Origin of the sequence: Streptomyces sp. AM 2-1-1 (genome assembly GCF_029167645.1) — a bacterium.
Classification (GTDB): domain Bacteria; phylum Actinomycetota; class Actinomycetes; order Streptomycetales; family Streptomycetaceae; genus Streptomyces.
Genome location: NZ_CP119147.1, coordinates 3,186,411 through 3,210,203, shown reverse-complemented (window position 1 = coordinate 3,210,203; position 23,793 = coordinate 3,186,411). Strand labels below are relative to the sequence as shown.

24 protein-coding genes and 1 tRNA gene are annotated in these 23,793 nt (G+C 72.4%); 11 read left to right on the top strand and 14 right to left on the bottom strand.

The window, feature by feature from the left end; all coding sequences use genetic code 11:
• Window positions 1-175: 175 nt before the first annotated feature.
• The 3 genes from PZB77_RS13705 (at window position 176) to PZB77_RS13695 (ending at window position 3,288) form a co-directional block, all read left to right on the top strand.
• Window positions 176-1,381 (top strand): DNA polymerase III subunit delta', encoded by a 1,206-nt coding sequence (locus PZB77_RS13705; protein ID WP_275492883.1) that lies wholly within the window; start codon window positions 176-178, stop codon window positions 1,379-1,381.
• Between the two features lie 164 nt (window positions 1,382-1,545).
• On the top strand, window positions 1,546-3,084 hold the full coding sequence (locus tag PZB77_RS13700; RefSeq protein WP_275492882.1) for an alpha/beta hydrolase: 1,539 nt from the start codon (window positions 1,546-1,548) through the stop codon (window positions 3,082-3,084).
• A gap of 130 nt (window positions 3,085-3,214) precedes the next feature.
• A tRNA-Thr gene (locus PZB77_RS13695) sits at window positions 3,215-3,288 on the top strand.
• A 112-nt stretch (window positions 3,289-3,400) separates the two neighbouring features.
• Here the strand turns inward: PZB77_RS13695 and PZB77_RS13690 are convergent.
• The 10 genes from PZB77_RS13690 to PZB77_RS13645 form a co-directional block, all read right to left on the bottom strand.
• A complete protein-coding gene (locus PZB77_RS13690) occupies window positions 3,401-4,201 on the bottom strand; it encodes a 4'-phosphopantetheinyl transferase superfamily protein (protein WP_275492881.1) in 801 nt (266 codons plus the stop codon).
• Entirely contained in the window at window positions 4,198-4,620 is a 423-nt protein-coding gene (locus PZB77_RS13685) for a hypothetical protein (protein ID WP_275492880.1), read from the bottom strand. Before PZB77_RS13685 ends, PZB77_RS13690 begins: the two co-directional genes overlap by 4 nt.
• Before the next feature lie 5 nt (window positions 4,621-4,625).
• The gene (locus PZB77_RS13680; RefSeq protein WP_275492879.1) at window positions 4,626-5,516 is read right to left on the bottom strand and encodes an alpha/beta fold hydrolase; all 891 of its coding nucleotides are present in this window, start codon (window positions 5,514-5,516) and stop codon (window positions 4,626-4,628) included.
• Window positions 5,513-6,466: an aromatase/cyclase gene (locus PZB77_RS13675; protein ID WP_275492877.1), complete on the bottom strand. Its 954-nt coding sequence runs from the start codon at window positions 6,464-6,466 to the stop codon at window positions 5,513-5,515. The genes PZB77_RS13680 and PZB77_RS13675 overlap by 4 nt, the downstream gene beginning before the upstream one ends.
• A gap of 73 nt (window positions 6,467-6,539) precedes the next feature.
• A complete protein-coding gene (fabG, locus tag PZB77_RS13670; protein ID WP_275492876.1) occupies window positions 6,540-7,325 on the bottom strand; it encodes a 3-oxoacyl-ACP reductase FabG in 786 nt (261 codons plus the stop codon).
• A 40-nt stretch (window positions 7,326-7,365) separates the two neighbouring features.
• The gene (locus PZB77_RS13665) at window positions 7,366-7,632 is read right to left on the bottom strand and encodes an acyl carrier protein (RefSeq protein WP_275492875.1); all 267 of its coding nucleotides are present in this window, start codon (window positions 7,630-7,632) and stop codon (window positions 7,366-7,368) included.
• A gap of 145 nt (window positions 7,633-7,777) precedes the next feature.
• Window positions 7,778-8,971, bottom strand: a complete 1,194-nt coding sequence (locus PZB77_RS13660) for a ketosynthase chain-length factor (protein WP_275492874.1) — start codon at window positions 8,969-8,971, stop codon at window positions 7,778-7,780.
• Window positions 8,968-10,239 carry a beta-ketoacyl-[acyl-carrier-protein] synthase family protein gene (locus PZB77_RS13655; protein ID WP_275492873.1) on the bottom strand — a complete coding sequence of 424 codons (1,272 nt, stop codon included), beginning with the start codon at window positions 10,237-10,239 and terminating at the stop codon, window positions 8,968-8,970. Before PZB77_RS13655 ends, PZB77_RS13660 begins: the two co-directional genes overlap by 4 nt.
• Window positions 10,236-10,394: a hypothetical protein gene (locus tag PZB77_RS13650; RefSeq protein WP_275492872.1), complete on the bottom strand. Its 159-nt coding sequence runs from the start codon at window positions 10,392-10,394 to the stop codon at window positions 10,236-10,238. The genes PZB77_RS13655 and PZB77_RS13650 overlap by 4 nt, the downstream gene beginning before the upstream one ends.
• A gap of 123 nt (window positions 10,395-10,517) precedes the next feature.
• Window positions 10,518-10,973, bottom strand: a complete 456-nt coding sequence (locus tag PZB77_RS13645; RefSeq protein ID WP_275492871.1) for a nuclear transport factor 2 family protein — start codon at window positions 10,971-10,973, stop codon at window positions 10,518-10,520.
• Between the two features lie 206 nt (window positions 10,974-11,179).
• Here PZB77_RS13645 and PZB77_RS13640 point away from each other — a divergent pair, with 206 nt between their 5' ends.
• Together PZB77_RS13640 and PZB77_RS13635 are read left to right on the top strand one after the other, a co-directional pair.
• Window positions 11,180-12,787: a class I adenylate-forming enzyme family protein gene (locus PZB77_RS13640; RefSeq protein WP_275492870.1), complete on the top strand. Its 1,608-nt coding sequence runs from the start codon at window positions 11,180-11,182 to the stop codon at window positions 12,785-12,787.
• Window positions 12,774-13,664 (top strand): MBL fold metallo-hydrolase, encoded by an 891-nt coding sequence (locus PZB77_RS13635; protein WP_275492869.1) that lies wholly within the window; start codon window positions 12,774-12,776, stop codon window positions 13,662-13,664. Before PZB77_RS13640 ends, PZB77_RS13635 begins: the two co-directional genes overlap by 14 nt.
• A gap of 11 nt (window positions 13,665-13,675) precedes the next feature.
• On the opposite strand, the gene PZB77_RS13630 is transcribed toward PZB77_RS13635, so the two are convergent.
• Complete coding sequence (locus PZB77_RS13630; RefSeq protein ID WP_275492868.1) at window positions 13,676-14,167, bottom strand: MarR family transcriptional regulator; 492 nt, start codon at window positions 14,165-14,167, stop codon at window positions 13,676-13,678.
• Window positions 14,168-14,368: 201 nt separating this feature from the next.
• Here PZB77_RS13630 and PZB77_RS13625 point away from each other — a divergent pair, with 201 nt between their 5' ends.
• The 4 genes from PZB77_RS13625 to PZB77_RS13610 all read left to right on the top strand — a co-directional run bounded on the left by PZB77_RS13625 (window position 14,369) and on the right by PZB77_RS13610 (window position 17,794).
• A complete protein-coding gene (locus PZB77_RS13625) occupies window positions 14,369-15,844 on the top strand; it encodes an MFS transporter (protein WP_275492867.1) in 1,476 nt (491 codons plus the stop codon).
• A gap of 168 nt (window positions 15,845-16,012) precedes the next feature.
• Window positions 16,013-16,321: an antibiotic biosynthesis monooxygenase family protein gene (locus tag PZB77_RS13620; RefSeq protein WP_275492866.1), complete on the top strand. Its 309-nt coding sequence runs from the start codon at window positions 16,013-16,015 to the stop codon at window positions 16,319-16,321.
• A 1-nt stretch (window position 16,322) separates the two neighbouring features.
• Complete coding sequence (locus tag PZB77_RS13615; RefSeq protein WP_275492865.1) at window positions 16,323-17,249, top strand: MBL fold metallo-hydrolase; 927 nt, start codon at window positions 16,323-16,325, stop codon at window positions 17,247-17,249.
• Between the two features lie 80 nt (window positions 17,250-17,329).
• Window positions 17,330-17,794, top strand: coding sequence for a hypothetical protein (locus tag PZB77_RS13610; RefSeq protein WP_275492864.1), 465 nt, complete (start codon window positions 17,330-17,332; stop codon window positions 17,792-17,794).
• Between the two features lie 167 nt (window positions 17,795-17,961).
• Here the strand turns inward: PZB77_RS13610 and PZB77_RS13605 are convergent, their stop codons facing one another.
• The 3 genes from PZB77_RS13605 to PZB77_RS13595 all read right to left on the bottom strand — a co-directional run bounded on the left by PZB77_RS13605 (window position 17,962) and on the right by PZB77_RS13595 (window position 21,374).
• Window positions 17,962-18,720, bottom strand: a complete 759-nt coding sequence (locus PZB77_RS13605) for an alpha/beta fold hydrolase (protein WP_275492863.1) — start codon at window positions 18,718-18,720, stop codon at window positions 17,962-17,964.
• 228 nt (window positions 18,721-18,948) lie between these two features.
• Window positions 18,949-20,358, bottom strand: a complete 1,410-nt coding sequence (locus PZB77_RS13600; RefSeq protein WP_275492862.1) for an LCP family protein — start codon at window positions 20,356-20,358, stop codon at window positions 18,949-18,951.
• Between the two features lie 335 nt (window positions 20,359-20,693).
• Entirely contained in the window at window positions 20,694-21,374 is a 681-nt protein-coding gene (locus PZB77_RS13595; RefSeq protein ID WP_275492861.1) for an aminoglycoside phosphotransferase family protein, read from the bottom strand.
• Between the two features lie 243 nt (window positions 21,375-21,617).
• Between PZB77_RS13595 and PZB77_RS13590 the strand changes: the two genes are divergently transcribed.
• Together PZB77_RS13590 and PZB77_RS13585 are read left to right on the top strand one after the other, a co-directional pair.
• Window positions 21,618-22,130, top strand: a complete 513-nt coding sequence (locus PZB77_RS13590; RefSeq protein WP_275492860.1) for a SigE family RNA polymerase sigma factor — start codon at window positions 21,618-21,620, stop codon at window positions 22,128-22,130.
• Between the two features lie 215 nt (window positions 22,131-22,345).
• On the top strand, window positions 22,346-23,683 hold the full coding sequence (locus tag PZB77_RS13585) for a hypothetical protein (protein ID WP_275492859.1): 1,338 nt from the start codon (window positions 22,346-22,348) through the stop codon (window positions 23,681-23,683).
• Window positions 23,684-23,793: the final 110 nt, after the last annotated feature.

The following is a 23,793-nucleotide window of genomic DNA, read 5'->3' as shown; positions in this document are numbered from 1 at the left end:
GCGGCGCGAGGCCGTCCGGGGGGCGGCCCCGTAGAGGCCGGTACCACCGGCCGCCGATCAGCCGTGGAGTCGCACGGCGTCGGGATTGTCGGTGGGGTCCCCCACAATGGAAGCGCACGTCGCCCCGGTCTCCGTCGCCGCAGGGCCGCACGACACCACCGGAAGGGCGGTGACCATGTCCGTATGGGACGACCTGGTCGGTCAGGAGCGGGTGCAGGAGCAGCTCGCGGCTGCCGCCCGGGACGCCGACACCCTGGTCACGGCGGTCTCCCAGGGCACGCCCGTGCCTCCGGGCTCGAAGATGACCCACGCCTGGCTCTTCACCGGACCGCCGGGTTCCGGCCGGTCCACCGCTGCCCGGGCCTTCGCCGCAGCCCTCCAGTGCACCAGCCCCGACCGTGCCCTCGGCGGTGAGCCGGGCTGCGGATTCTGCGACGGCTGCCACACCAGCCTCATCGGTACCCACGCCGACGTCCAGGTGATCCGCACGGACCTGCTCTCCATCGGTGTGAAGGAGACGCGCGACCTGGTGCGCCGTGCCCAGCTCTCGCCGGCGGTGGGCCGTTGGCAGGTCATCGTCATGGAGGACGCCGACCGGCTGACCGAGGGAGCGGGGAACGTCCTGCTCAAGGCGGTGGAGGAACCCGCCCCGCGCACGGTGTGGCTGCTCTGCGCGCCCTCGCTGGAGGACGTGCTGCCCACGATCCGCTCCCGCTGCCGCCATCTCACGCTGAGCACGCCCCCCGTGGAGGCGGTGGCCGACGTCCTCATCCGGCGCGACGGCATCGATCCGGAGCGCGCCCACTCCGCGGCCCGTGCCACCCAGGGACACATCGGCCGCGCCCGCCGGCTGGCCACGGACGAGCGGGCGCGGGCCCGCCGGGCGGCCGTGCTCAAGGTGCCGCTGCGCGTCGCGGACGTGGGCGGCTGCCTCAAAGCGGCGCAGGAGCTGATCGACACGGCCGCCGAGGACGCCAAGGAGGTCGCCGAAGAGGTCGACGTCAAGGAGACCGAGGAGATGAAGGCGGCGCTCGGCGCGGTCGCGGGCGGCCGGATGCCGCGCGGAACGGCGGGCGTGATGAAGGACCTCGAGGACAAGCAGAAGCGCCGCAAGACGCGTACGCAGCGCGACAGCCTCGATCTCGCCCTCACCGAGCTCACCGGTTTCTACCGCGACGTGCTGGCCCTCCAGCTGGGATCGCGGATCGCGCTGGCCAACACCGACGTACGGGACGCGCTCGACCGGATCGCCGCGTCCTCCGCGCCCGCACAGACCCTGCGCCGGATCGAGGCGGTGATCGCCTGCCGCCGTGCCCTCGACCGGAACGTGGCGCCGCTGCTGGCGGTGGAGGCGATGACGATGGCCCTGCGCGCGGGGTGAGGGTCGCGGGGTCTCTCAGGTTCGCGGGTCGTGCGGGCGGCGGGACCGGCGGGTCCGCGGGGCCGGTCGCCGCGCAGCCGGGCGGGCGGAGCGCCCCGTATCGCCTCTTCACCCGAACGGGGAGGAAATCGGACGACTCGTCACCGGGCGACTACGCTCCGGGGATGGACTCCAGGCGCCTGCTCCAGACCTTCGCCATCGCGCTCGGCACTGCCGGCCTGCTCGTCTCCGGCTGCACGAGCGGCGGTTCGACGCCGCGCGCCTCCGCCGTCGGTTCCTCCGCGACGGTGGCCGCGAAGGACCTCGCCCCGTACACGACGCAGAAGCTGAAGTGGGGGGAGTGCGGTGCCGAGGGCTTCCAGTGCGCCACGATGAAGGCGCCGAAGGATTATGCCAAGCCCGGTGACGGCGACATCGAACTCGCCGTCTCCCGGAAGAAGGCCACCGGACCGGGGAAGCGCATCGGCTCGCTCCTGGTGAACCCGGGCGGCCCCGGCGGTTCGGCCGTCGACTACCTCCAGGGGTACGCGGCTCTCGGCTACCCCGCGCAGGTCCGTGCCCGGTACGACATGGTGGCCGTCGACCCGCGGGGAGTGGCCCGCAGCGAACCCGTCGCGTGCCTGACCGGCAAGGAGATGGACGCGTTCACCCAGGTCGACCAGACGCCCGACGACGAGGCCGAGATCGACAGGCTCGGCGCGGCCTTCGAGAAGTTCGCGAAGGGGTGCGAGAAGCGATCCGGCGAGATCCTCCCGTTCGTCTCCACCGTCGACTCGGCCCGTGACATGGACCTCCTGCGCGAGCTCCTGGGCGACGAGAAACTGCACTACGTGGGCGCCTCGTACGGGACGTACCTCGGCGCGACCTACGCCGACCTTTTCCCGGACCGGGTCGGCCGCCTGGTCCTCGACGGGGCGCTGGACCCGTCGCTGGCCGCCGTCGACGTCAACCGCGACCAGACGGCCGGCTTCGAGGGTGCCTTCGAGTCCTTCGCGGCGGACTGCGTGAAGCAGTCGGAGTGCCCGCTGGGCACCACGTCCACGGCCGACGCGGCGGCTGAGCTGAAGCGGCTCTTCAAGAAGCTGGACGCCGAACCGGTCCCGACCGGCGAGGACCGGAAGCTGGGCGAGTCACTCGGCACCACGGGCGTGATCGCCGCCATGTACGACGAAGCCGCCTGGCCCCAGCTCCGCGAGGCGATCGCGGGCGCGCAGCACGGCGACGGCTCCGGCCTCCTCGCCCTCTCCGACAGCTACTACGAGCGCTCGCCCGACGGCTCGTACGCGAACCTCATGTACGCCAACTACGCAGTGAACTGCCTGGACCTGCCCGCGGCCTTCGACGGCACATCCGCCGTGGAGAAGGCCGTCCCCAGCTTCGAGAAGGCCTCCCCGGTCTTCGGCCGGAACTTCGCGTGGGCGGCCCTGAACTGCGCGTACTGGCCGGTCGCCCCCACCGGTACCCCGCACCCGACCCGGGCGGAGGGCGCCGACCCGATCCTCGTCGTCGGCACCACCCGCGACCCGGCCACCCCGTACAAGTGGGCGGTCTCCCTCGCCGACCAGCTCACCTCCGGCGCCCTGCTCACCTACGACGGTGACGGTCACACCGCGTACGGCCGGGGCAGCGACTGCATCGACACCGCGATCAACCGCTACCTCCTGGAAGGCACCGTCCCGAAGAACGGCACGACGTGCTCCTGACCCGGTGCGGGGTCACCGCGCACCGCCCCTGACCTGCGCGGAGGCCCGGCGGGACGGGTGGTGCGGAGCACTCCCGGAAACTGTGTAGACTTGGCCCCGCTGCTGATCGCACCATGGTGTGACAGGGCGTGCCGCCTTAGCTCAGTTGGCCAGAGCAACGCACTCGTAATGCGTAGGTCTCGGGTTCGAATCCCGAAGGCGGCTCGGAATTGCCCCAGGACTCACTCGCCGTGACCTGGGGCTTTTTCATGCCCGGGGTGAGGCCGGGCCGGACATGACGACGCGCGGGTGCACGGGGTCGGCGTCGCGCGGCCACTCACTCGATGCTGAGCCGGATGTACGCCTCCGCGTCCTCCGCGTCGTACTTCCCGAAGGTGGTCCTCTCCGCTCCCGTGTTCGGCGGCGGAGTGGCGGAGAGGAACACCGGCGCCGTGGGCGGGGTGCCCGCTGTCACCCCCACCGCTGAGACGTACCCGCCGGGAAGCGAGCAGGTCGTGAACGCTCCGGGCGTGTACGGGGTGCGGGCGAAGCCGGGGGTGCCGGGCGGGCCGGACCACTGGAAGCCGACGTGCCGCATGCCCGCACGCAGGCCCTCGCCGGTCAGTTTCGTCGCCGCCTCCTTCAGGGCCCACAGTGCTGCCCTGCCGTCCGGGGAGGGCCCCGTCAGGGCGAGGGCGGAGCTTTCGGCCGGGGTGAGGAAGGCGCTGTCCGGCAGCGCGGCCACCCGGGCGACCTGCTCCACGTCCACCCCCACCCGTCCGCCGAGGGCTGCGGCCGCCACGGCGTAGCGTCCGCTGTGCGCGACGCTCAGCGACAGGCTCGGCTGTGCGGTCACGTACAGGCCGCCCCGAGGGCGGCGCCCGAGCCGGAGACTCGTCCACGGTCTCTCCAGGAGCCGGGAAGCGGCGTGGAGAGCGAGCCACCTGGCCATCACCGAACGGGTCCGGTCAGCCGGGGCGCGCAGGCGCGCGACCCGCTCCAGGTCCGCCGCGGAGAGCCGGCCCAGGATCGCGCCGGCCGCCTCTTCTACCCCTGGTGCCCGGAGGTCGCAGGCGAGGAAGAGGCTGCTCGGCGACGGGGCCGCCCGGACCGCCGCGATCGTGCCACCCCAGGTCATGCCACCCCACGTCGCGCCCAGCGCAGGGCCGTCACGTGGTGGGACAGGCGTTCCGAGGCGTCCTCCGGCTCCGCCGCCGTGGCTCCGGCAGCGCCGGTGATGCCGGGAGCGACGGTGAGGCGCGGAGCGACCGTGATGCCGGGAGCGAAGATGCTCAACGCCGCGACCAGGGGGTGTGCCTGGTCGCCGGGGTACGGAGGCGGGGGCGGAGTGCGCACCGTACCGGCCGCCGGTGCGCCCCCGGCCTGGGCGGTCCGCCGCCCGGCGAGCGGTCGGCGGCCGTCGCGTGGGCCCTCTCCCGAGGGCTCGCCCGTCGCGTACGCCTCGGGGAGAGCAACGGGGAACACGTAGCGGAACGCCTCGGGCATCGCGCCACGGAAAGCCTCGGGGTGCCGGGCGCCGGCGGGGTCCTTCGTCATGGGCGTCACTCCGTTCTCGTCGGCCGTTGACGCAGGCACTCCTCGGCGAAGCCGAGTGCCCGCAGGTGGTAGGCGCGCGCCGCCCAGCCGAGGCTGATGTTGTGGCCCGCGTCGGGCTGATGGTCGATCAGGACCCGTGGTGAGGAGACCAGCTGCTTCCGCAGGAGGGTGAGGGCCTGCTGGTCGCGGCGCCACCACGCCTCGTGCTCGGCGAAGGTGAACCGGACCGGGACCCGGACCCGCCCGGCCAGTGCGGCGAAGACGGCCGGCCACTGTTCGGCGTCCGCCATCTCGCGCACGGGTGCCGGGGAGACGACGTCGATGCTGGACCGGAACGTCCCCGGCGGATACAGCCGCAGCGGGCCCCAGTTGAGCTTCCAGTTGCCGGCCCGGGTGGCCGGCGCGGTGGGTGAGACCACGTACTCGGCGCCGCAGCCGGACAGGTCGAGGCCGAAGAGACCGGGAACCGTGCCGTCCGCCGCGATCTGCAGGGCCGGCTTGCTCCCGAAGGAGTGCCCCATCAGGAAGATTCCCGCGCCGGTCCCGTACCGGTCGGCCACGTCGCGCAGGGCCGCCGCGAGGGTCGCGGCCTGCGCCGTGACCGACTGTCCGTGCGGGAGTCGTCCGGCCGACGCTCCGTACCCCGGGCGGTCGATGGCCACGGCGGTGTAGCCGAGCTCCGCGGCGACCGTCAGGAGCGAGGTCTCCGGGTGCGCCGGACCGTCGAAGTACCCGGCGCTCATCCCCGCCCCGTGCAGGGCGACGACCGTGGCCCGCGGCAGGCCGTCCGCGGGTTCGGCCAGCCGGGCGGAGAGCGGTACGCCGTCCGCGTGCAGCGTGATGTGCCGCGGGCCGGCCGGCCGTCTCGGGGGCGGGGCGACGGGGGCCGCGGTCATGTCCGGCTCGCCCCCACGAGCCCTTCCGCGTGCGCCTTCGCGATGCTCAGGGTCGCCCTGCTGTTGGTGCTCAGCGCGTTGCGTACGTACGCGATGGCGTCCCGTACCGTCGCGTCCGCTCCGAGCACCTTCGCGATGTTGGCCGTGTTGACGGTGAAGGTGTGCTGCGAGGAGGCGGCGACGCCGTCCTCGTTGGGGGTGAAGGTCCAGTACCCGGTGTGCAGGTTGATCAGCGCGGGCAGAGTCGTCTGCTTGTAGGCGATCCTGTGCGGAGCCAGCCCCACACGGTGCGACTTCGTGGTGTGGGTGCTGCCGTCGTGGGACAGCGTGTCCATCTCCAGGGTCTGCAGGCCCGGCGCGGGCTCGTCGAGCCGCACCGTGGCGACGTGGGGCAGCCGCTCGGTCCACAGATCCGCCCGGTAGACGAAGTCGTACACGTCCCGCGCGGACCCGTCGATCTGGACGGTGTCCTCGAACGAGCAGGTCAGCTCGTCGGTGGCCGGACCGAGCGACTCGGCGAGCGCCTTCAGGGAGTCCAGTTCGGAGCGGGAGTTGCGGTCCACGACGTCCGCGAGCCAGGTCAGGCCCTCGTCGTCGACGGCCTGGAAGTCGTGGCCCAGGCGCACCAGGGTCTCGCCGGAGGGGAGAGCGTCCATCTGCCAGCTTCCCGCCATCGCGGACACCGGGGGCGCGCTGACCTCCTGCCGGAAGGTGATGCGCAGCCCTTCCGGGTCCAGGGTGCGACGGGAGGTCCAGTTCTTGACGGTGTCGCCCGCCGTCGCCCAGATGCGGATGCGCTCCTCGCGCTCGCCGCGCTCCACGTGGTCGACGTAGATGTTCGGGGGGAACAGCTGGGGCCAGCTCTCCGCCCGCGCGAGCAGCCGGTAGACGTCCTCGGCGGGCGCCGCGATCGTGATCTCGTGCTCGGACGTGCGTGTTCGGGACGGCATGGGACTCCTCGTGCATCGCGAAGGGAAGGAGGGAAGTGAAGAGAAGGGAGGGAAAGGGTGGTGCGGGGCGCCGTCAGAAGTTGCCGAGGCCGCCGCAGACGTTCAGGGCCTGTGAGGTGATGGAGGCCGCGGTGTCCGAGGCCAGGTAGCCGACGAGGCCGGCCACCTCCTCGGGGGTCGAGTAGCGGCCCAGCGGGATCTTGGCCTGGAACTTCTCCAGGATCGCTTCCTGCGACGCGCCGGAGAGCGCGGAGTAGTTCTGCCGTACGCGCTCGGCCATGGGCGTCTCGACGTAGCCGGGGCAGACGGCGTTGACGGTGATGCCCGTGGGCGCCAGCTCGTTGCCCAGCGCCTTGGTGAAGCCGACGACGCCGTGCTTGGAGGCCGAGTACGGCGCCCCGAGCACCACGCCCTGCTTGCCGGCGGTGGAGGCGATGTTGATGATGCGCCCCCAGCTCCGCTCGCGCAGTCCGCCCGCGGCGAGGACTTCCCGGCTCAGCCGGAACACGCTGTTGAGGTTGGTGTCGATGACGTCGTTCCACAGCTCGTCGGCGATGTCGGCGGTCACGCCGCCGCCGCTGATGCCCGCGTTGTTGACCAGGATGTCGACCCGGCCGAACTGGTCGACGGCGTCCCGGACGCAGGCGCGTACGGAGTCCGCCGAGCGCACGTCGAGGACCGTGCCGTGCACGTCGAACCCCTCCTCCCGCAGCTGCTTGACCGTGGTCAGCACCTTGTCCTCGGTCCGTGAGCCGATGAACACCTGGTGGCCCTGGGTGGCCAGCAGCCGGGCCACGGCGAGACCGATTCCGCTGGTGGCGCCGGTCACCAGGGCGACGCGCTGCTTCTGCTGTGTCATGTCCTCATCCCGTCTCGGGTTGTTCGGTGGGTGGGTGCGGTCAGGCGGCCGCGACGGCGAAGTGGCCCGTCACGGCGTCGAGGAAGGCGCGGGGCGTGGTGGCGTCACCGATGAGGTCCTCGTCCAGCTCGATGCCGTATTCGCGCTCGATGCGGCTGGCGGTCTCCAGCAGGGCGAGGGAGTCGTAGCCGATGTCGGCGAACTCGGTGTCGAGGATGTCGCCGTCGAGCACGCCCTCCTCGGGCGCCCCGGAGCCCTCGCAGAGGATCCGCTTGAGGTCGTCGAGGGTGAAGCGGGACTGGGACATGAGGGTTCTGCCTTTCGTCGGGAGGGGGACCCCTTGGAAGTGGGATCGCCGGGGGGCGGGACCGCCGCTGTGGCGGGACCGCGCAATGAGGGTCCGCAGGAGCTGGAACCGCGGAAGGCGGGACCGGCAACGCGGTGATGCAACGTCAGGAACGGACGACCATCGCCGAGTTGAAGCCGCCGTGGCCGCGGGCCAGGACGAGCGCGGTGCGCAGGTCGGCGCTGCGCGGCTGCGAGACGACCAGGTCGAGCCCGTAGCGCTCGGCGGGCTCCGTGTGGACGGTCGGAGGGATCAGGCCCTCCCGCATCGAGAGGAAGGCGGTCGCCAGGTCGAGTGCGGCCGCTCCGGCGTAGAGGCGGCCGGTGGCCGTCTTGGGCGCGGTGACCGGGACGCCCCGCTCGCCGAACACCCCGACGAGCGCCTCCGCCTCGATCCGGTCGGGCTCGGGCTCGCCCGCCGCGTCCGCGAACACCACGTCCACGTCCGAGGGGACCAGGCCCGCGTCGGCGAGGGCCAGCTCCACGGCCTTGCGCAGACCGGGCTCGCGTCCGTCGAAGGTGGCGGCGTACCCCGCGATCTCGCCGTACACCTCGGCGCCGCGTGCGCGGGCGGCCTCGGCGGATTCCAGGATCAGCAGGGCGCCTCCCTCGCCGGGGACGTGGCCGGCCGCGCGGTCGTCGAAGGGGAGGTAGGCGCGGCCCGGGTCCTGCTCGGTGCTCAGCCGGCCACTGGTGTGGAGCCCCACCCAGCCCCAGGAGGACAGCAGCGCGTCCACGGCGCCCGCCACCACGAGCGAGGTGCCCTTGCGGATCTGCCGCCGGGCCTGGGCGACGGCGTCGAGGCCGCCCGCCTGGTCGGTGACGACGACGCCGCTGGGCCCCTTCATCCCGTTGCGGATGGAGATCTGGCCGGTGTTGACCGCGTAGAACCAGGCGAACGACTGGTACGCGCTCACGTACGCCCCGCCCTTGCTCCACAGGCTCTTGAGCTCGGCCTGGCTGAACTCGAAGCCCCCCGCCGAACTGGCGGTGATCACCCCCATGTCGAAGGCCGGCAGCTCGGCGGGGTTCACTCCGGCGTCGGCGAGCGCCCAGTCGGCGGCGACCAGGGAGAGCCGGGTGACCCGGTCGGTCTGCGGCATCAGGCGGCCGGGCAGGTGGTCCTCGGCCACGAAGCCGTCGATCTCACCGGCGAGCTTGGCGGGGTAGGACGAGGCGTCGAAGCGGGTGAGCGGACCGATGCCGTTCTTCCCGACCCGGGCCGCACCCCAGTAGTCCTTCGCACCGAGGCCGTTGGGGGCGGCGATGCCCAGTCCGGTCACCACCACAGAGGCCGTCATGACGCACTCCTTCCGGGCTGGGCGAGCACCATCGCGCTCTGGAACCCACCGAAGCCGCTGCCGACGGTGAGAACGGCGTCGACGATCTGGTCGCGTGCGATCCGCGGAACGTAGTCGAGGTCGCACTGGGGGTCGGGGGTGTGCAGGTTGGCCGTCGGCGGGACGACGTCGTGCTTCATCGCGAGGATCGAGGCCGCGATCTCGATCGAGCCGATCGCGCCCAGCGAGTGCCCCACCATCGACTTGATGGAGCTCACCGGAGTGCGGTAGGCGTGGTCACCGAGGCTGCGCTTGAACGCCGCCGTCTCGTGCCGGTCGTTCTGCTTGGTCCCGGAACCGTGCGCGTTGATGTAGTCGATCGCGGTGGGGTTCATGCGCGCCTCGTCGAGCGCGACCGTGATCGCCTCGGACATCTCGGCGCCGTCGGGCCGCAGCCCCGTCATGTGGTACGCGTTGGACCGCGTCGCGTATCCCGCGATCTCGGCGTAGATGTGCGCTCCCCGGCGCCGGGCGCTCTCCAGCTCCTCCAGGACGAAGACGGCCGCGCCCTCGCCGAGCACGAACCCGTTGCGGGTCCCGTCGAACGGCCGGGAGGCGTGCTCCGGCTCGTCGTTGCGGGGCGTGGTCGCCTTGATCGCGTCGAAGCACGCCATGGTGATCGGCGAGATCGGCGCGTCCGTGGCGCCGGCGATCATGACGTCCGCGGTGCCCTCCCGGATCAGTTCGACGGCGTACCCGACCGAGTCGAGACCGGACGTGCACCCCGCCGACACGACGCTGGTCGGTCCCTGCGCGCCCACGGCACGGGCGACCTCCGCGGCGAAGGAGCTCGGCACGAAGTAGTTGTAGAAGAAGGGGTCGGCGTAGGTGTGGTCCACGAGGTCGAGCCGGCCGCCGTCGCTGACGGCCCGGTAGTCCTCGTCGAGACTCATCGTCGAGCCCACGGCGCTGCCGATGGTGACGCCGATCCGGTAGGGATCCAGAGCGTCGGTGTCGAGGCCGCTGTCGGCGACGGCGCCCCGTGCCGCGACCAGCGCGAATTGGGCGGCCCGGTCCGTGCGCCGCACCTCGTGCGGGGTCAGGCCGTGCTCGTAGGGATCGAAGTCGATCTCGGCGGCCACGCGTGAGCGGAACTGGCTGGGGTCGAAGAAGGTGATGCCCCGGGTCGCCGTACGCCCCTCGCTCAGCAGGGCCCAGAAGTTGTCGCGGCCCACGCCCCCCGGAGCGAGGACCTCCAGCCCGGTGACGACCACACGACGCCCGCTCATATCGCGGCCTCCCGGGTGGCGGGGCCCGGCCGGTCCTGGGCGGTGCCCGGATCGGACGGTGCCCGCCCGATCCGCGCACTGTTCTCGCCGGATACGCGGTGCCGGGGGACGAACCGGGTCGCGGCCCCGTCCGGCGGCATGGTCTGTACGGTCATCGGTGTGTCTCCCGGTCGGGGAAGGGCATCGGTGGAGTGGCGTGTCCGGCTCCGCCGGAGCGGGCGGAGCGGTCGTGTCGGCCGGACCGGACCCGGAGGGGCCGGCCGGCCGGCCCGAAGGGCTCAGAGGTCATCGCGGTGCACCTGGCGCCGGAGCACCTGCCAGCCACCGTCCGCCCGCACAAGCTCGTCCTCGCACAGGGTGCTGCAGTAGATCGTGGTCTTCCGGCCGCGCAGGGTCTCCAGCACCATCACGTACGACCTGGTGCGCACCCGCTCCGCGCCGGCGTCCGTGAGGGAGTCGGCCGCCAGCATCGTCATGACGTGGCGTCGGACGATCCCGGCCGCGGCCTGTGCGGCGAAGGCGCGGTCGCAGTGCGCGGCGATGGCGGCCCGGCCGGTGATCGGCTCGGCGAACGCGTTGGTGGCGAAGACGCCGTCCTCGGTGAAGCTGCCCGCCCACGCCGGCACGTCGAGGTCGTCGGTGGACTGCATCTGCCGGGCGTAGAAGTGCTGGAGGTCCTGGTACACCTCCGTGGACACCGGCACCGCGGCCGCTTCGGCTGTCACTGGGGACATGAGTGGTCCTCCTGAGGAGTGGTGGTGAACGTCGCTGGGTTGGCGCCAGGTTGACGGTCCCGACTCAAAAACGGCTGAAGGAACGGCTCAAAGACGCTTCGGCCGATTCCTTCAGCCGTCTTTGAGTCGCACACCGCATGGTCGTGAACCGTGCGCACCGCTGAGGCGGCCCGTCGCGCACACGGCTGACCGGAGATGAGGACACGATGACCCGAACCCCGTCGGTGGCGCTGACCGCCGACAAGCCGGCGCACGGCGCCGATGCGCCCCCGCACGACGCCACGGAGCCCTCGCACGGCGGGGCCGCCCCGCTGAGCTGGGCGAGCGGCCCCGTCGACGGCCTGCTCGCGGACGCGGCACGGGCCCACCCCGCGCGGGTGGCGATCCGCACCACCGACACGGAGATCACCTACGCGGCACTGGACGCGGCCGCGACCCGCTGGGCCGGGACGCTCCACCGGGTCTTCGACGAGCCGCCGGGGACGGTGGCGGTCGCGCAGGCCCTGGACCCCCGGTTCCCCGCCGTGTACTACGGGATCCTGCGATCGGGCGGCACGGCCGCCGTGGTCAACCCGCTCCTGCCGGCGCCCGTGCTGGCGCACGTGCTGAGGCTGTCGAGGGCCCGTCTGGCCGTCGTACCGGCGGCCCTGCACGAGCGGCTGCTGCCGTTGCTGGACACCCTCCCCGACCTGCGGCGCGTGTTCGTCCTCGGGGAGGAGCCGGGTACGGACGACCACGACGACCGCGAAGACCGCGAGCGGCCCCGAGTGACGCCGGCGGACGAGGACCGGGCCGTGCTGCTGTTCACCAGCGGCTCCACCGGGGTGCCCAAAGCCGTACAGCTGAGCCACCGCAACATCAAGGTGAACGCCGCGCAGATGGCGGCGGCGCACCGCGTCACCTCCGCCTCGACGGTCCTGCTCCATCTCCCGATCTACCACCCGATGCACATGAACACCGCCGTCTCCATGGCGGCGACCCAGGTGCTGTGCACGGATCCGCGGCCGGCCGCGGCGGTCGGGCTGGCCGACCGGACCGCCGCGACGCACTACTACACGTTCCCGGTACGCCTGCTGGAGCTCGCGGCCGCGCCCGAGCTGCCGTCGCTGCGCATGGACACCGTCTCCCTGATGGCCTCCGGCGGCACGGCCGTGCCGCCGGGCGTGGTGCGTACGCTGACGGATGCCTTCGGCCTCCAGCTGCTGCAGGGGTACGGCATGTGCGAGACCTCCTCGCTGGCGTCCTCGGACGATCTGGACGCGCCGCGGCCGGGCTCGGTCGGGGTGGCCCTGGACGGCAGCCGGATACGCGTCGTCGATCCGGAGTCGGGCCGGATCCTGCCGGCGGACGAGATCGGGGAGATCCAGATCCACGGTCCCCACGTGATGCAGGGGTACCTGGATCACCGGGGTCCCTCGCCGGTCGACGCGGACGGCTGGCTCGCCACGGGTGACATGGGCCATCTCGACGCGGACGGCTACCTCTTCATGTTCGACCGGGTCAAGGACGCCTTCCGCTGCGGTGGTGAGCTGGTCTCGCCGACCGCGGTCGAGCGCAGGCTCCACGCTCACCCGGCGGTGCGGGACTGCGCCGTGATCGCGGGCCCCGACGCGGAACTCGGCGCGTCCACCGTGGCCTTCGTGACGCTCCAGGAGGACGGGGACGTTGATCTCGACGCGCTCGTCGCTTCGGTCAACGCAGACCTGACGGCCGGTCAGCGCATACGGCGCGTCGAGGTGCTCCCCGTCATCCCCCGGCTCGCCACCGGCAAGGTCGCCAAGGAAGAGCTGCGGGTGCGCCTTGCCGGCGTCTGAACGTCCCGAGCAGGAGCGGGGGTTGTGGGAGATCGACGACACCTGCATCGACTGCGACGTGGCTCGCCAACTGGCTCCCGGGACGGTGGTCCAGTCCGCGGGGCGTTCCGTACTGGCCCGACAGCCCGCCGGCCCGCAGGAGCACCGGGCGCTGGAGCAGGCGGCGGTCGCCTGCCCGGTGCAGTCGATCCGCCTCGGTGGGAGGCGGGTCGGGACGGACCCCTTCCCGTTGCGTCTCGACGGTGAGGTCCATCTGTGCGGGCACACCTCGGCCCGGACGTTCGGGGCCAACGCCTATCTCGTGGGCCGTCCCGAGGGCAATCTGCTGGTGGACACGCCGCGCTGGAGCTCCGCGGTCGCCGACGCGTACGAGCGCGGCGGCGGGATCGCGCACATCCTCCTGACGCACCGCGACCACACCGCCCACGCGGAGCGGTTCGCACGGCACTTCGGGGCCCGCGTGTGGATCCACGAGGGCGACCTGGACGCGGCACCGTACGCCGACGGGGTCCTGCGCGGGACCTCCCCCGTCGAGGTGCTCCCCGGCGTGGTGGCGCATCCCGTGCCCGGTCACACCCGGGGGAGCACCGTGTACGTGGTGGACGAGCGCTACTGCTTCACCGGCGACACGCTGTACTGGTCCCGGGCCGCGCAGGACCTCGACGTCTTCGAGACGGTGGTCTGGCACTCGCGGCCGGAGCTGATCGCCTCGTTGCTGCGGCTGGCTCGCCGGGCCCGCTTCGGCTGGGTGCTGCCCGGCCACGGCGACCGGTGCCACCTGCCGGCCGACGAACTGCACGAGCGGCTGCTGGGCCTGGTCGCCCGGATGCGCGCCCGGGCACCGCGGCCGGTCGACATCACCGAGGTCGCGTGGTGAGCGCCGGGGCCTCAGCCGTGGGTGCGCCAGGTGTCGTCGTACGTCCGGATGACGCCGTCGAGGGTCTCCCGCAGGCTGTCGAGTTCGCTCCGGCCCACCCCGGAGAGCGCCGCGCGGATGTTGCGCACCTGGAGCGGCAGCGCCTTCGCCAGCATCGCCTCACCGCTCGGCGTGAGGGCCGCGTAGACGGCGCGCCGGTCCTCCGGCGGAGTCTCCCGCCGGACGAGGCCGGCGCGCTCCATACGGTCGACGAGCTTCGTCACGCTCGCCTTGGAGACCACCAGGTGACGGCTGAGCTGGAGCAGCCTCATCCGGCCGTCCTCGGCGGTGCTGAGCCGGGCGAGCACTTCGAACCACACGAGCGAGATGTCGAGTTCCTGCGTCAGGGAGCGGTCCAGGGACTTGGAAACGTGCCCGTAGGCGTGCACCAGGGAGATCCACGAGCGGAACTCCGGCCCGTCGAGCCCGTCGACGGAGGCGGACGGTCCGGACGCGGTATCCATTTCAGTTGACATGCTAACCGTCCCTTGTCTATGGTTCCGTCATTGGAGTTTCCAAGCTAACTCTTGCATGTCGGACCGCTTTTGTCACCTCCCGGAGCGGTCGAGCCGGAGAGTCCGCGAGGCCGCGTACGCAGTCCGCCGCCATGCGCCGCGCATGAGATCACAGCCCAGCAGTCCATTCGAAATCCAAAGGAGTCGGAGATGGACAGCACCACACACCAGGACGCGTCCGAGGCCACCATCGGCCATTCCGGGCGCACCATGACCGTGACCGCCATCGCCACGTTCATGGTCTCCCTCGACCAGTTGGTCGTGACCACCGCGCTGACCAAGATCAGAGAGAGTCTCCACACCGGGCTCCAGGGGCTCGAGTGGACGGTCAACGCCTACACCCTCACCTTCGCCGTCTTCCTGCTCACGGCTTCCGCGTTGGCGGAGCGCTTCGGGCGCCGGCGGCTCTTCATGATCGGCATCGTCCTGTTCACCGGGGCGTCCGCGCTGGCCGCGCTGGCCCCGAGCATCGGCGTGCTCATCGCGGCCCGTGCGATCCAGGGTCTCGGCTCGGCCATCGTGCTGCCGCTCAGCCTCACCCTCCTGTCCGCCGCGGTCCCGCCGAGCAAGCGCGGAGCCGCCCTCGGCGTCTGGGGCGGGGTCGGCGGGCTGGGGGTCGCCCTGGGCCCCGTGATCGGCGGCTTCATCACCGAGTCGGCGTCCTGGCAGTGGATCTTCTGGCTCAACGTGCCGATCGGCATCGTGCTCCTCGCGCTGTCCTTCTCCTGGCTGACGGAGAGCCACGGCCCGGTGGCCCGGCTCGACCTGGTCGGTACCGTGCTGGCCTGCCTCGGCCTCTTCGGTGTGGTGGTCTCGATCATCCGCGGCGACTCGGCGGGCTGGACCAGCGCCCAGACCCTCGGCACCGGCCTCGGCGGCCTCGCCCTGCTGGTGGCCTTCGCCGTCTGGGAGACGCGCACGCCCCACCCGATGCTTCCCATGAGGCTCTTCTCGGGACGCGCCTTCACCACGGTGAACCTGCTCTCGCTCTTCATGTTCTTCGGGATGTTCGGCTCGATCTTCCTGATCACCCAGTACCTGCAGACCGCCCTGGGCTACTCGCCCTTCGCCGCCGGCCTGCGCTTCCTCGCCTGGACCGGAGTGGTGCTCATCGCGGCTCCGCTGGGCGGCGGCCTCTCCGACAAGATCGGCGGCAAGCCGATCATCGTGGCCGGCCTGGTCCTGCAGAGCGTGGGCCTGCTCTGGCTGGCTCTCGGCATCACCACGGGGAGCTCCTTCCCCGACCTGGTGCCCGCCTTCCTCTGCAACGGCTTCGGCATGGGCCTGTACTTCGGTCCGTCCGGCAACGTCGTGATGGGCTCGGTGCGCCGGGAGGAGGAGGGCATCGCCTCCGGAGCCAACAACGCGATCCGTGAACTCGGCGGAGTGTTCGGTGTGGCCGTGCTCGCCGCGGTCTTCGCCGGCCAGGGCGGTTACGACACCAAGGCGCACTACGTGCACGGACTGCACGCCGCTCTCTGGGTCGGCTTCGTCTTCGTCGCGCTCGGCGCGGTCACCGCGATGCTGCTGCCCAAGGACCGCCCCGCGCCCGCGGTGGCGAAGTCCGAGCCGGCGTCCGGCGCCACCACCGACGAGCCGGAGCGCACGCTCGTCACCGTCGAGTAGGGCACGGCCGTGCGTACCGGTCCAGGTCCGACTTCCCCCCGTCGTCGGGCCTGGACCCTTCGGGGTCGTCCTCCCGGGCGTGCCCGTGCAGCCGTACCACCCGCCGTCGGACCGGCGCGTCCCCGCGCACGGCCCACGCCGGCAGGCCCGCCCCACCGCAGGAAAGGAGTGAACTCCGTGATCGTCCTGGTCAATGTCTTCGAAGTCCGCGGATCCGAGGCCGAGTTCGAGCGCGCTTTCACGGATCTGTCCGCGTCTGTGCGGGCGCGGCCCGGCTTTCTCCACCACCGGCTGCTCCGCCCCCGAGACGGCAGCCCGACGTACATCAATGTCGCCGAGTGGGAGAACGAGCAGTCGCTGCGCGACGCACTGTCGCACCCCGAGGTCACCCGGCGCCTGGCTCCCTTGGCGGCACTGGCGACCGGCACACCGACGATCTGCCACCCCGTGCTCGACGGCTTCCCCCCGGAGGTATGACATGACGCTCACCGCACTCGACCCGGTGGTACCGCTGCACGAGCTGCGGCAGGTGGCGGAGGGCGTCCACGCCTACCTCCAGCCCGACGGCGGATGGTGCCTCAACAACGCGGGAATCGTGCTGGACGGCAACGGCCCCGTACTGGTGGACACCGCCGCGACCGAGGCACGCGCCCGGCAGTTGCGCGGGGTCGTGCGCGAACTCAGCGCGAAACCCGTGAGCATCCTCGTCAACACCCACAGCCACGGTGATCACACCTTCGGGAACCACCTCTTCGGCGAGGCCACCGTGGTCGCACACCGGCGGGCGGCCGAGGAGATGGCCGACCACGGTCTCTCGCTCACCTCCCTCTGGCCCGACACCGACTGGGGCCACGTGGAAGCCGGCTTCCCCCGGGTCGTCTTCGACGACCGCATGACGCTGCCCACGTCCACCTCCCCGGTGGAGGTGCTGCACTTCGGACCCGGACACACCGCGGGCGACGCCGTGGTGTGGCTGCCGGGCCAACGCGTGCTGTTCACCGGCGACCTGGTGTTCTCCGGTGCGACACCCTTCGTCCTCATGGGGTCGGTGGCGGGCAGCCTGCGGGTCCTCGACCGGCTGCGGTCCCTGGACCCGCTCGTCGTGGTTCCCGGACACGGACCGGTCGGCGGCGCCGAACTTCTGGAGGCGAACGCCGAATACCTCCGGTGGGTGGCCCGCCTGGCCCGCGGGGGCATCGCCGAAGGGCTGACACCGCTGCAGCTCGCCCGGGCGACGGACCTCGGACCCCACGCCGAACTCCTCGACAGCGAAAGGCTGGTGGGAAACCTCGCCCGCGCCTACGCGGAGCAGCGGGGAGCGCGGCTCGCGGCTCCGCTGGACGTGCCGGCCGTCTTCGGCGAGATGGTCGACTACCGCGGGTCCCACCCGCACTGCGCCGCATGACCCACGCACGCCGAGCCGCGAGTCCCGCCCCCGCAGTCGCCGAGGAGCGCACCGCCCCACCTGTGACGAGAGAGTGAATCATGTCCCTGCACGACTCCTCGCGCGGCCTCACCGCCGCGCTGGTACTGGCCCAGACCCTGGCCGTCGTCTACACCACCGGCTTCGTGTGGACCCTGCAGCTGATGGACTACCCCATGGTGGCCAGGCTCCGGGAGGGCGCGTCGGAGTCCTACATGGCCGCCCACAACCAGATGTTCTGGCGCGTGCTCGCCCCCGGGCTGCTGGTGGCCGGCGTGACGTCGGTGCTGCTCGTCCTGAACAGGTCCCGGGCGGTCCCGCTCCGGGCGGCGCTGGTGACCCTGGTCCTGCTGATCCTGATCATGACGCTCTCCGGCGTCGTGGCCACACCGGACCGGGTGGATCTAGCGCAGCACTTCTCCGCGGCCGTCCACGCCCATCTGATCCGCGTGAGCTGGATCCGCACGGTCGCCTTCACCGCGTGGAGCGGGCTGGACGCCTGGCTCGCGTGGCGGCTCATGCGCTGAGTCCCGTCCCCTCGGGCGGGACGGCCGCTGCGCCGGGGCGGAGGGCGGCCCTGCGGCCGGTGCGCTCTCCTCCGCCGGTGCTCGCGGGGCGTCACTCACCCACCAGGAACCGCGTCCGCCGACGGTTCACCCGAAGGGGGAGCAGCCCCGAGCGCGCGGCATCACTCTCACGTGCCGAGGCGCGCCAGGATTCCGGAGACCGTCGCGAGGACGGGGCCGGACTCGGGCTCCAGGAAGAAGTGGCCGCCCGGGAAGGTGTGCACGGTGCAGGGGCCGGTGGTGTGGTGGCGCCAGGCGTCGGCCTCGTCCGCGGTGGTGAGGGGGTCGTCGGCGCCGGTCAGCACGGTGATGGGGGAGTGGATGACCGTACCGGGCGGGCAGGTGTAGCCCGCGACAGCGCGGTAGTCGCTCCGGGCGGCGGGCAGTACCAGTTCAGCGAGCTCCGGGTTCTCCAGCAGCCCGGTGTGGGCGCCGCCGAGCCCTTTCATCTGGGCGAGGACCGCCGCGTCGTCCAGCGGGCCGACCGGCCCCGGGCGGCGGGTGCCCGGGGCGCGGCGGCCGGAGGCGAAGAGCATCAGCGGCGCCCCGGCGCCACCCAGTTCGCGGAGCCGTGCCACCTCGAAGGCGACGGATGCGCCCATGCTGTGGCCGAAGAAGGCCAACGGGCCCGACAGCGCGGCCAGTTGTTGATGGATGGCTTCGGCGAGCTCGCCGAGGTCCTCGAAGGGCGGCTCGGCGTAGCGGTCCTGGCGCCCCGGGTACTGGACGGCCACCACGCCGACCTCGGGAGCGAGCGCCGCCGAGAACGGGTGGAAGTATCCCGCCGATCCGCCGGCGTGCGGGAAGCACACCAGGGAGACGGAGTCCGCCCCGGCGGCGTGGTAGCGGCGGAGCCAGGGGTTGGTCCCCGTGCTCGGTGCGGTCATGTCGCTTCCTCTTCCCGTCCGTTCGCCGTGCGCTCACCCGGGCCGCGTTCCGTACGCTGCCCGTACGGCGACCGTACGCTGCCCGCACGGCGCCCCGCTCCTGATCGATGCCCACCCGGTCACGACGGAACCCGGGGCGGGGATTCTTCGCGCCTCTCGCGGTCCCGTGTCGTGGCGGTCCGGGTGAGGGGCGTCGGAGCGCGAGGGGTGCGCCGACTCGGACACGGCCTATCGCAGGTCGTCGACGTCCAGTTCGGCGCCGACCACCAGGGTGACCTCGCCCGCCGGGGCTCCGGCGTCCTCGACGGCGTGCGCGCCGGGTACCTGGGACGCGAGGACCGCGGCCCGGTCGGCGAAGCCCGGAGGGTAGGTCACGGCGGTGCGGCCGGGGTGGGGCGCGTTGCCGGTCCCCGTGACGGTGAACCCGGCCTCGCGCAGTCTCTCGGCGACCGCGGCGGCCTTCCCCTCGGTGCCGGATCCGTTCAGGACACGCACGTGCACGGAGGACGCGTACAGCGGATCCTTCGCGCCCGCCTCCAGGCTCTTCTTGTCTATCTCCTCGTCCTTGGCCAGAGCGGTGAAGACGGTGGCGGCCTGCGGGTACTGCCACACCACATTGGCCTTGTCCGTCGGGACGTCGGCCTCGCGCGGATAGCTGGGAACGGTGAGGAACGTCAGGCGGTCCTCGGGGACGCCCTTCAGCTCGGACGCGAGGTCGGTGAGGGATTTCGCGTCGGCCAGTTCGTCGTCCGTGGTGAGGGACTTGGTGAGGGACTGCAGCAACTTGTAGAGGGCGACGGGGTCGGTCATCTTGGACTTGGCCTTCTTGGCCAGCGCCGACATGAACTCCTGCTGGCGGCCGATGCGTCCGGTGTCGGAGCCGTCGCCCACGCTGTAGCGGGCACGCACGTAGCCGAGCGCCTTCTCGTCCCTGACCGTCTGGCAGCCGGCCTCCAGGTCGAGGTGGGCCTTCTCGTCGTGGATGGCCTGCTCGGGGCAGACTTCTATCCCGTCCAGGGCGTTGACCATGCCCTTGAACCCCTGGAACTCGACCGACACGAAGTTGTCGATGCGCAGGCCCGTGTTGGCCTCGATCGTCTTGATGGTGCAAGCGGCGGCGTCGGCTACCTCGCCGCTCGTACCACCGAGCGAGAACGCCTCGTTGATCTTGAAGTGGTGGACTTCCGAGGTCGTACCGTCGCCCTTGTCGCAGGCCGGTATGCGCACCCAGGAGTCGCGGGGCAGGGACACGACCGCGGCCCACTTCCGGTTCTCCGGGATGTGCAGCACCATCAGCGTGTCGGAGTGCATGGTGCCCCCCTCCATGCCCCCGTACCGGGCGTTCGCCCCGGACCTGCTGTCGGAGCCCACGACCAGGATGTTCCGTGAGCCGGGACTGAGGTTCTCCGGGCGGTCGTCGCCGAGCTTGCCGTCGAGGTGGGCGCCGTGGATGTTGCCGTCCAGGTCGTTGTAGACCCACGCCGCGGCACCGCCGGCGCCGAGGACGCACACGGCACCGATGCCGGCGGTCCAGGCGACGATCCGGCCACGCCGCGTCAGTCTGCCGGACTTCCCGCCCGCTCGCCGGTGCGAGCTCCCGGCCGCCGGCGCACTCTTCCGTCCGCGTGTTCCACCCATGTGAATCGCCCCCCGCGTCCCGCCCCGACCACCCGGCGTGACCGGACACCAGACGCCCGATGTCGATCACCGGACTTTATACGGTTGTTCGAACGTGCAGCCGGTGATGGAGCGAGGATCCGGCTGGATCGGCGTCGCGGTGCCCTGGGCCGCGGTCGGCACGGTACTCGGCAGCGCGGCGGTGATCGCCGTGGCGGCCGCCGTACTCCCGGCGGCGCGTGCGCTCCGGGTCCGGCCGGTGGAAGCGGTCGGCGCCCGGGAGCAGGAGCGGCTTCGTCGTCCGGCGGAACGACGGACGACGCACCTCGGCAGGGCCCGCGACGGCCCCGGCTCCGTCAGCTGCCGTGTGCGGCCACCAGCGCCGCCGCCGTACCGAGCACCGCGCGTTCCGCCACGGAGAGGTACGGGTCCGCCGACCGGCGGGCGACGGCACCGGCGAGGTCGTCCGGGGTGATCCCCCCGTCCCCGGCCATGGCGGTGAGCAGGGCGGTGAGCAGGATCCTGACGCCCTCCGCCGCCGGGAAGCCGGGGGTGAGGGAGAGCTGCGCCAGGATCAGCGCGGACATGGCCCGGTCCGTCCCGGGCGGGCCCTCGGTGGTGTTGCTCCAGTCGATCACCACCGGACCCCGCTCGGTCAGCATCACGTTCTCGGGGTGCAGGTCGAGATGGAGGATGCGGACCTCCGGGTCGGGGGAGAGCCGGGGCGGCAGCGCGTGCAGCTCGCGCAGCAGGGTGGCGAGCATCTCGCCGCCCTGTCGGGCGTCGAGGGAGCCGGCCATGAGCGCCTGGGCCATGGTCGGGCCGGCCAGCCGTTGCAGGACGAGATCGCCGGGGCCCGCCCCGTCGGCCGGCGGGCCGATGCGTGGTACCGGGAAGCCGAAGGCGGAGAGGTAGGACATCACCACCAGTTCGGGAGTGGCGTCGGCTTCGTCGCGGTAGCGGCGCAGGACCCAGGAGTCGTCGAGTGCGTACACGTCGGCGCTGCGTCCCGAGCCCAGAAGATGGCCAGTGTCCATGGCGCCGAACCTACCCGCGCGCAGGGGGGATGGGGAGCGGCGGGAGGAACTCGGCTCCGGCTGCCCGGCCCCGGCGCGGGCGACCCGCCCGACCCGGGGCGGCGCGGGCCGTCCGAGCCGCGCCCGGACCACCACTCGGAAATTTCACCGGGGTTCGCGTGAAACATTCCGCGGGGGCCGCCGCGTCGAAGGAGTGCGGGGGCGCGGTTCGTGTGAGACGGGCCGTGGGAGACGGGGGACCGGATGAGGAAGTCGCGTGTCGAGGATTTCAGGGAGTTCGCGGCGGGGTGTGCGGGTCATCTGTACCGCTCCGCATCGCTGTTGACCGGTGGCGACGTGCATCTCGCCGAGGATCTCGTGCAGGAGACGCTCGGCCGGATGTACATGCTGTGGGGACGGATCCACCGGATCGACAACCCGGCCGCCTACGCCCAGACCGTGCTCGTCCGCGCCTTCCTCACCCACCGCAGGCGCCGCTCCTCCGGTGAACGCCCGGTGGCGGAGGTGCCGGACGCGGTGCACCCGGGGGCGGGCGAGGACCCGGTCCTGCGCATGACGCTGCTCGACGCCCTCGACCGGCTCTCCCCGAAGGACCGGGCGGTGGTGGTGCTGAGGTACTGGGAGGACCGCAGTATCGAACAGACAGCCGAGGCGCTCCGGGTCAGCCCGGCGGCCGTACGGACGCGGTGCGTACGGGCGTTGGCCCGGCTGCGCACCCTGCTCGGCGGCAGCCTCGCCGAGTTCGTCGCCCACTGAAGCACCGGTCCACCGAAACGCCGATCCACCGGTCCACCGGAACGCCGATCCACCGGAAGCCGGTACGCCGGTACCCCGAAGCGGCGCTCCCCCGAACGCCCGTACACCGCGCCGCCGATCCGCCGGAGCCCCCACCACCGCGCTCCGCACCACCGATGCCCCGAACCACTCCCCCACCCCCTTGCCTCCTCCAGACGAGAAGTGGTGTCCCTGTCATGCCCTTTGAAGACGAATTGAGTGGAGAGCTCCGCCGCGCCGGCGAGTCCTTCGAGCTCGCCGACCGGACCGCGCTGCTCGACGGCGCGGTCGAGATCGGCCGGCGCGGGGTGCGGCGGCGCAGGATCGCCGCCGTCACCGGTGGTGCGCTGGCGCTCGCCCTCGTCGTCGTGGGCGGCGGCATGGCGACCGGAGCGCTCGGGGGCTCCGGCTCCGCCGCCGAGCTCGCGTCCGGTACGCACTCCGGCACCCCGGGTGCGGTCCCCGGGAGCGGTGTCCTCGGCAGCGAGATGGTCGAGACGCTGGCCTCGCTGCTGCCCGGCGGGAAGGTCACCGGGGGTGCGGGCGTCGGCACGGGGGACGTGGAGGACGAGGTGGTGGCGTCGGCGGCGGTGGTGTACGACGACGGCGGGGGCGAGGCGACCGTCACCGCCTCGCTCTACCCGACGCCGGGCTCCCTTCCCGGCAAGGCCCGGGTGTCCCCCTGCACGGACGGTGCGGGCGACACCGAGGAGGCCCCGGGGGGCGCGGTGCTGGTCTACGACGCGGTCGACAGCTCGGCCCTCACCGGCTCCGGCGGGGAAGGGGCGAACGACGCCGACTGCACGACGACGGAGAGCCTGACCGCCTCCGAGGGCAACAGCCTCGTCGGCTACCGCTTCCGCACCCTGACGGCGGACGGGATCACCGTCGACGTCCGGGCCTACAGCGGGGTCCTCGACGACAGCCCGGAGCGCGTCCGGTCCAATCCGCCGCTCGCCCGGCGGCAGCTCACCGCCCTGGCCCGGTCGGAGAAATGGGCGGACCTGGTGCGGCGCCTGGAGAAGCTCGTCGCGGAACGCCACGACGGGCCGGCCGGGGCGACCGCGGGCGCGTCGCCCACCCCGAGCCCCGCACCCCCACTCGACTACTCCACCCTGATGCCCACCTTCCTGAAGCTGCTCCCGGACGACGTCACGGTGGTCCGCTCGACGCACGCCGCCGGCGAGGAGTACGCCGAAGTGGTCGTGGACGACGGGCAGGGCGAGTCCCTCGTCGGGATCAACGTCCAGCGCGACATGCGGGACGTCGCCGGCGAGCTGTACGGCAGCGCCGAGACGCTCCCCGACGGCACCCTGCTCGCGGTGAGCCAGGGAGCGGGCGAGAAGGGCGGGGCGGGCGTCGTCCAGTGGACGGTCGACTCGATGCGCCCCGACGGCATGCGGGTCGTCGTCATGGCCTTCAACGCGGCACAGCAGTCGGCGGCAGCCACCCGGGCCGAGCCCGCGCTCTCCGTCGAAGAGCTCACCGCCCTGGTCACCTCGCCGGAGTGGCTGAAGCTGCGGGCGAAGAAGTAGGCGCCCGGTGGGGCGGAAGGGCCCGCACCGGACCCACGTCCGGTGCGGGTGCTTCTCCCTGCGCCCGCCGCGGGCGGTCTCCCGGTCCGGGGCTCCCCGGGGCGTCGCGC

Bases quoted from the DNA above. Each gene is read 5' to 3' on its own strand.
- PZB77_RS13615 (WP_275492865.1), top strand. From the start codon at position 16,323: ATGACGCTCACCGCACTCGACCCGGTGGTACCGCTGCACGAGCTGCGG.
- PZB77_RS13645 (WP_275492871.1), bottom strand. From the start codon at position 10,973: ATGTCCCCAGTGACAGCCGAAGCGGCCGCGGTGCCGGTGTCCACGGAG.
- PZB77_RS13660 (WP_275492874.1), bottom strand. From the start codon at position 8,971: ATGACGGCCTCTGTGGTGGTGACCGGACTGGGCATCGCCGCCCCCAAC.
- PZB77_RS13610 (WP_275492864.1), top strand. From the start codon at position 17,330: ATGTCCCTGCACGACTCCTCGCGCGGCCTCACCGCCGCGCTGGTACTG.
- PZB77_RS13650 (WP_275492872.1), bottom strand. From the start codon at position 10,394: ATGACCGTACAGACCATGCCGCCGGACGGGGCCGCGACCCGGTTCGTC.
- PZB77_RS13700 (WP_275492882.1), top strand. From the start codon at position 1,546: ATGGACTCCAGGCGCCTGCTCCAGACCTTCGCCATCGCGCTCGGCACT.
- fabG (WP_275492876.1), bottom strand. From the start codon at position 7,325: ATGACACAGCAGAAGCAGCGCGTCGCCCTGGTGACCGGCGCCACCAGC.
- PZB77_RS13640 (WP_275492870.1), top strand. From the start codon at position 11,180: ATGACCCGAACCCCGTCGGTGGCGCTGACCGCCGACAAGCCGGCGCAC.
- PZB77_RS13680 (WP_275492879.1), bottom strand. From the start codon at position 5,516: ATGACCGCGGCCCCCGTCGCCCCGCCCCCGAGACGGCCGGCCGGCCCG.
- PZB77_RS13630 (WP_275492868.1), bottom strand. From the start codon at position 14,167: ATGGATACCGCGTCCGGACCGTCCGCCTCCGTCGACGGGCTCGACGGG.
- PZB77_RS13595 (WP_275492861.1), bottom strand. From the start codon at position 21,374: ATGGACACTGGCCATCTTCTGGGCTCGGGACGCAGCGCCGACGTGTAC.
- PZB77_RS13585 (WP_275492859.1), top strand. From the start codon at position 22,346: ATGCCCTTTGAAGACGAATTGAGTGGAGAGCTCCGCCGCGCCGGCGAG.
- PZB77_RS13690 (WP_275492881.1), bottom strand. From the start codon at position 4,201: ATGACCTGGGGTGGCACGATCGCGGCGGTCCGGGCGGCCCCGTCGCCG.
- PZB77_RS13705 (WP_275492883.1), top strand. From the start codon at position 176: ATGTCCGTATGGGACGACCTGGTCGGTCAGGAGCGGGTGCAGGAGCAG.
- PZB77_RS13675 (WP_275492877.1), bottom strand. From the start codon at position 6,466: ATGCCGTCCCGAACACGCACGTCCGAGCACGAGATCACGATCGCGGCG.
- PZB77_RS13685 (WP_275492880.1), bottom strand. From the start codon at position 4,620: ATGACGAAGGACCCCGCCGGCGCCCGGCACCCCGAGGCTTTCCGTGGC.
- PZB77_RS13605 (WP_275492863.1), bottom strand. From the start codon at position 18,720: ATGACCGCACCGAGCACGGGGACCAACCCCTGGCTCCGCCGCTACCAC.
- PZB77_RS13625 (WP_275492867.1), top strand. From the start codon at position 14,369: ATGGACAGCACCACACACCAGGACGCGTCCGAGGCCACCATCGGCCAT.
- PZB77_RS13665 (WP_275492875.1), bottom strand. From the start codon at position 7,632: ATGTCCCAGTCCCGCTTCACCCTCGACGACCTCAAGCGGATCCTCTGC.
- PZB77_RS13590 (WP_275492860.1), top strand. From the start codon at position 21,618: ATGAGGAAGTCGCGTGTCGAGGATTTCAGGGAGTTCGCGGCGGGGTGT.
- PZB77_RS13600 (WP_275492862.1), bottom strand. From the start codon at position 20,358: ATGGGTGGAACACGCGGACGGAAGAGTGCGCCGGCGGCCGGGAGCTCG.
- PZB77_RS13655 (WP_275492873.1), bottom strand. From the start codon at position 10,239: ATGAGCGGGCGTCGTGTGGTCGTCACCGGGCTGGAGGTCCTCGCTCCG.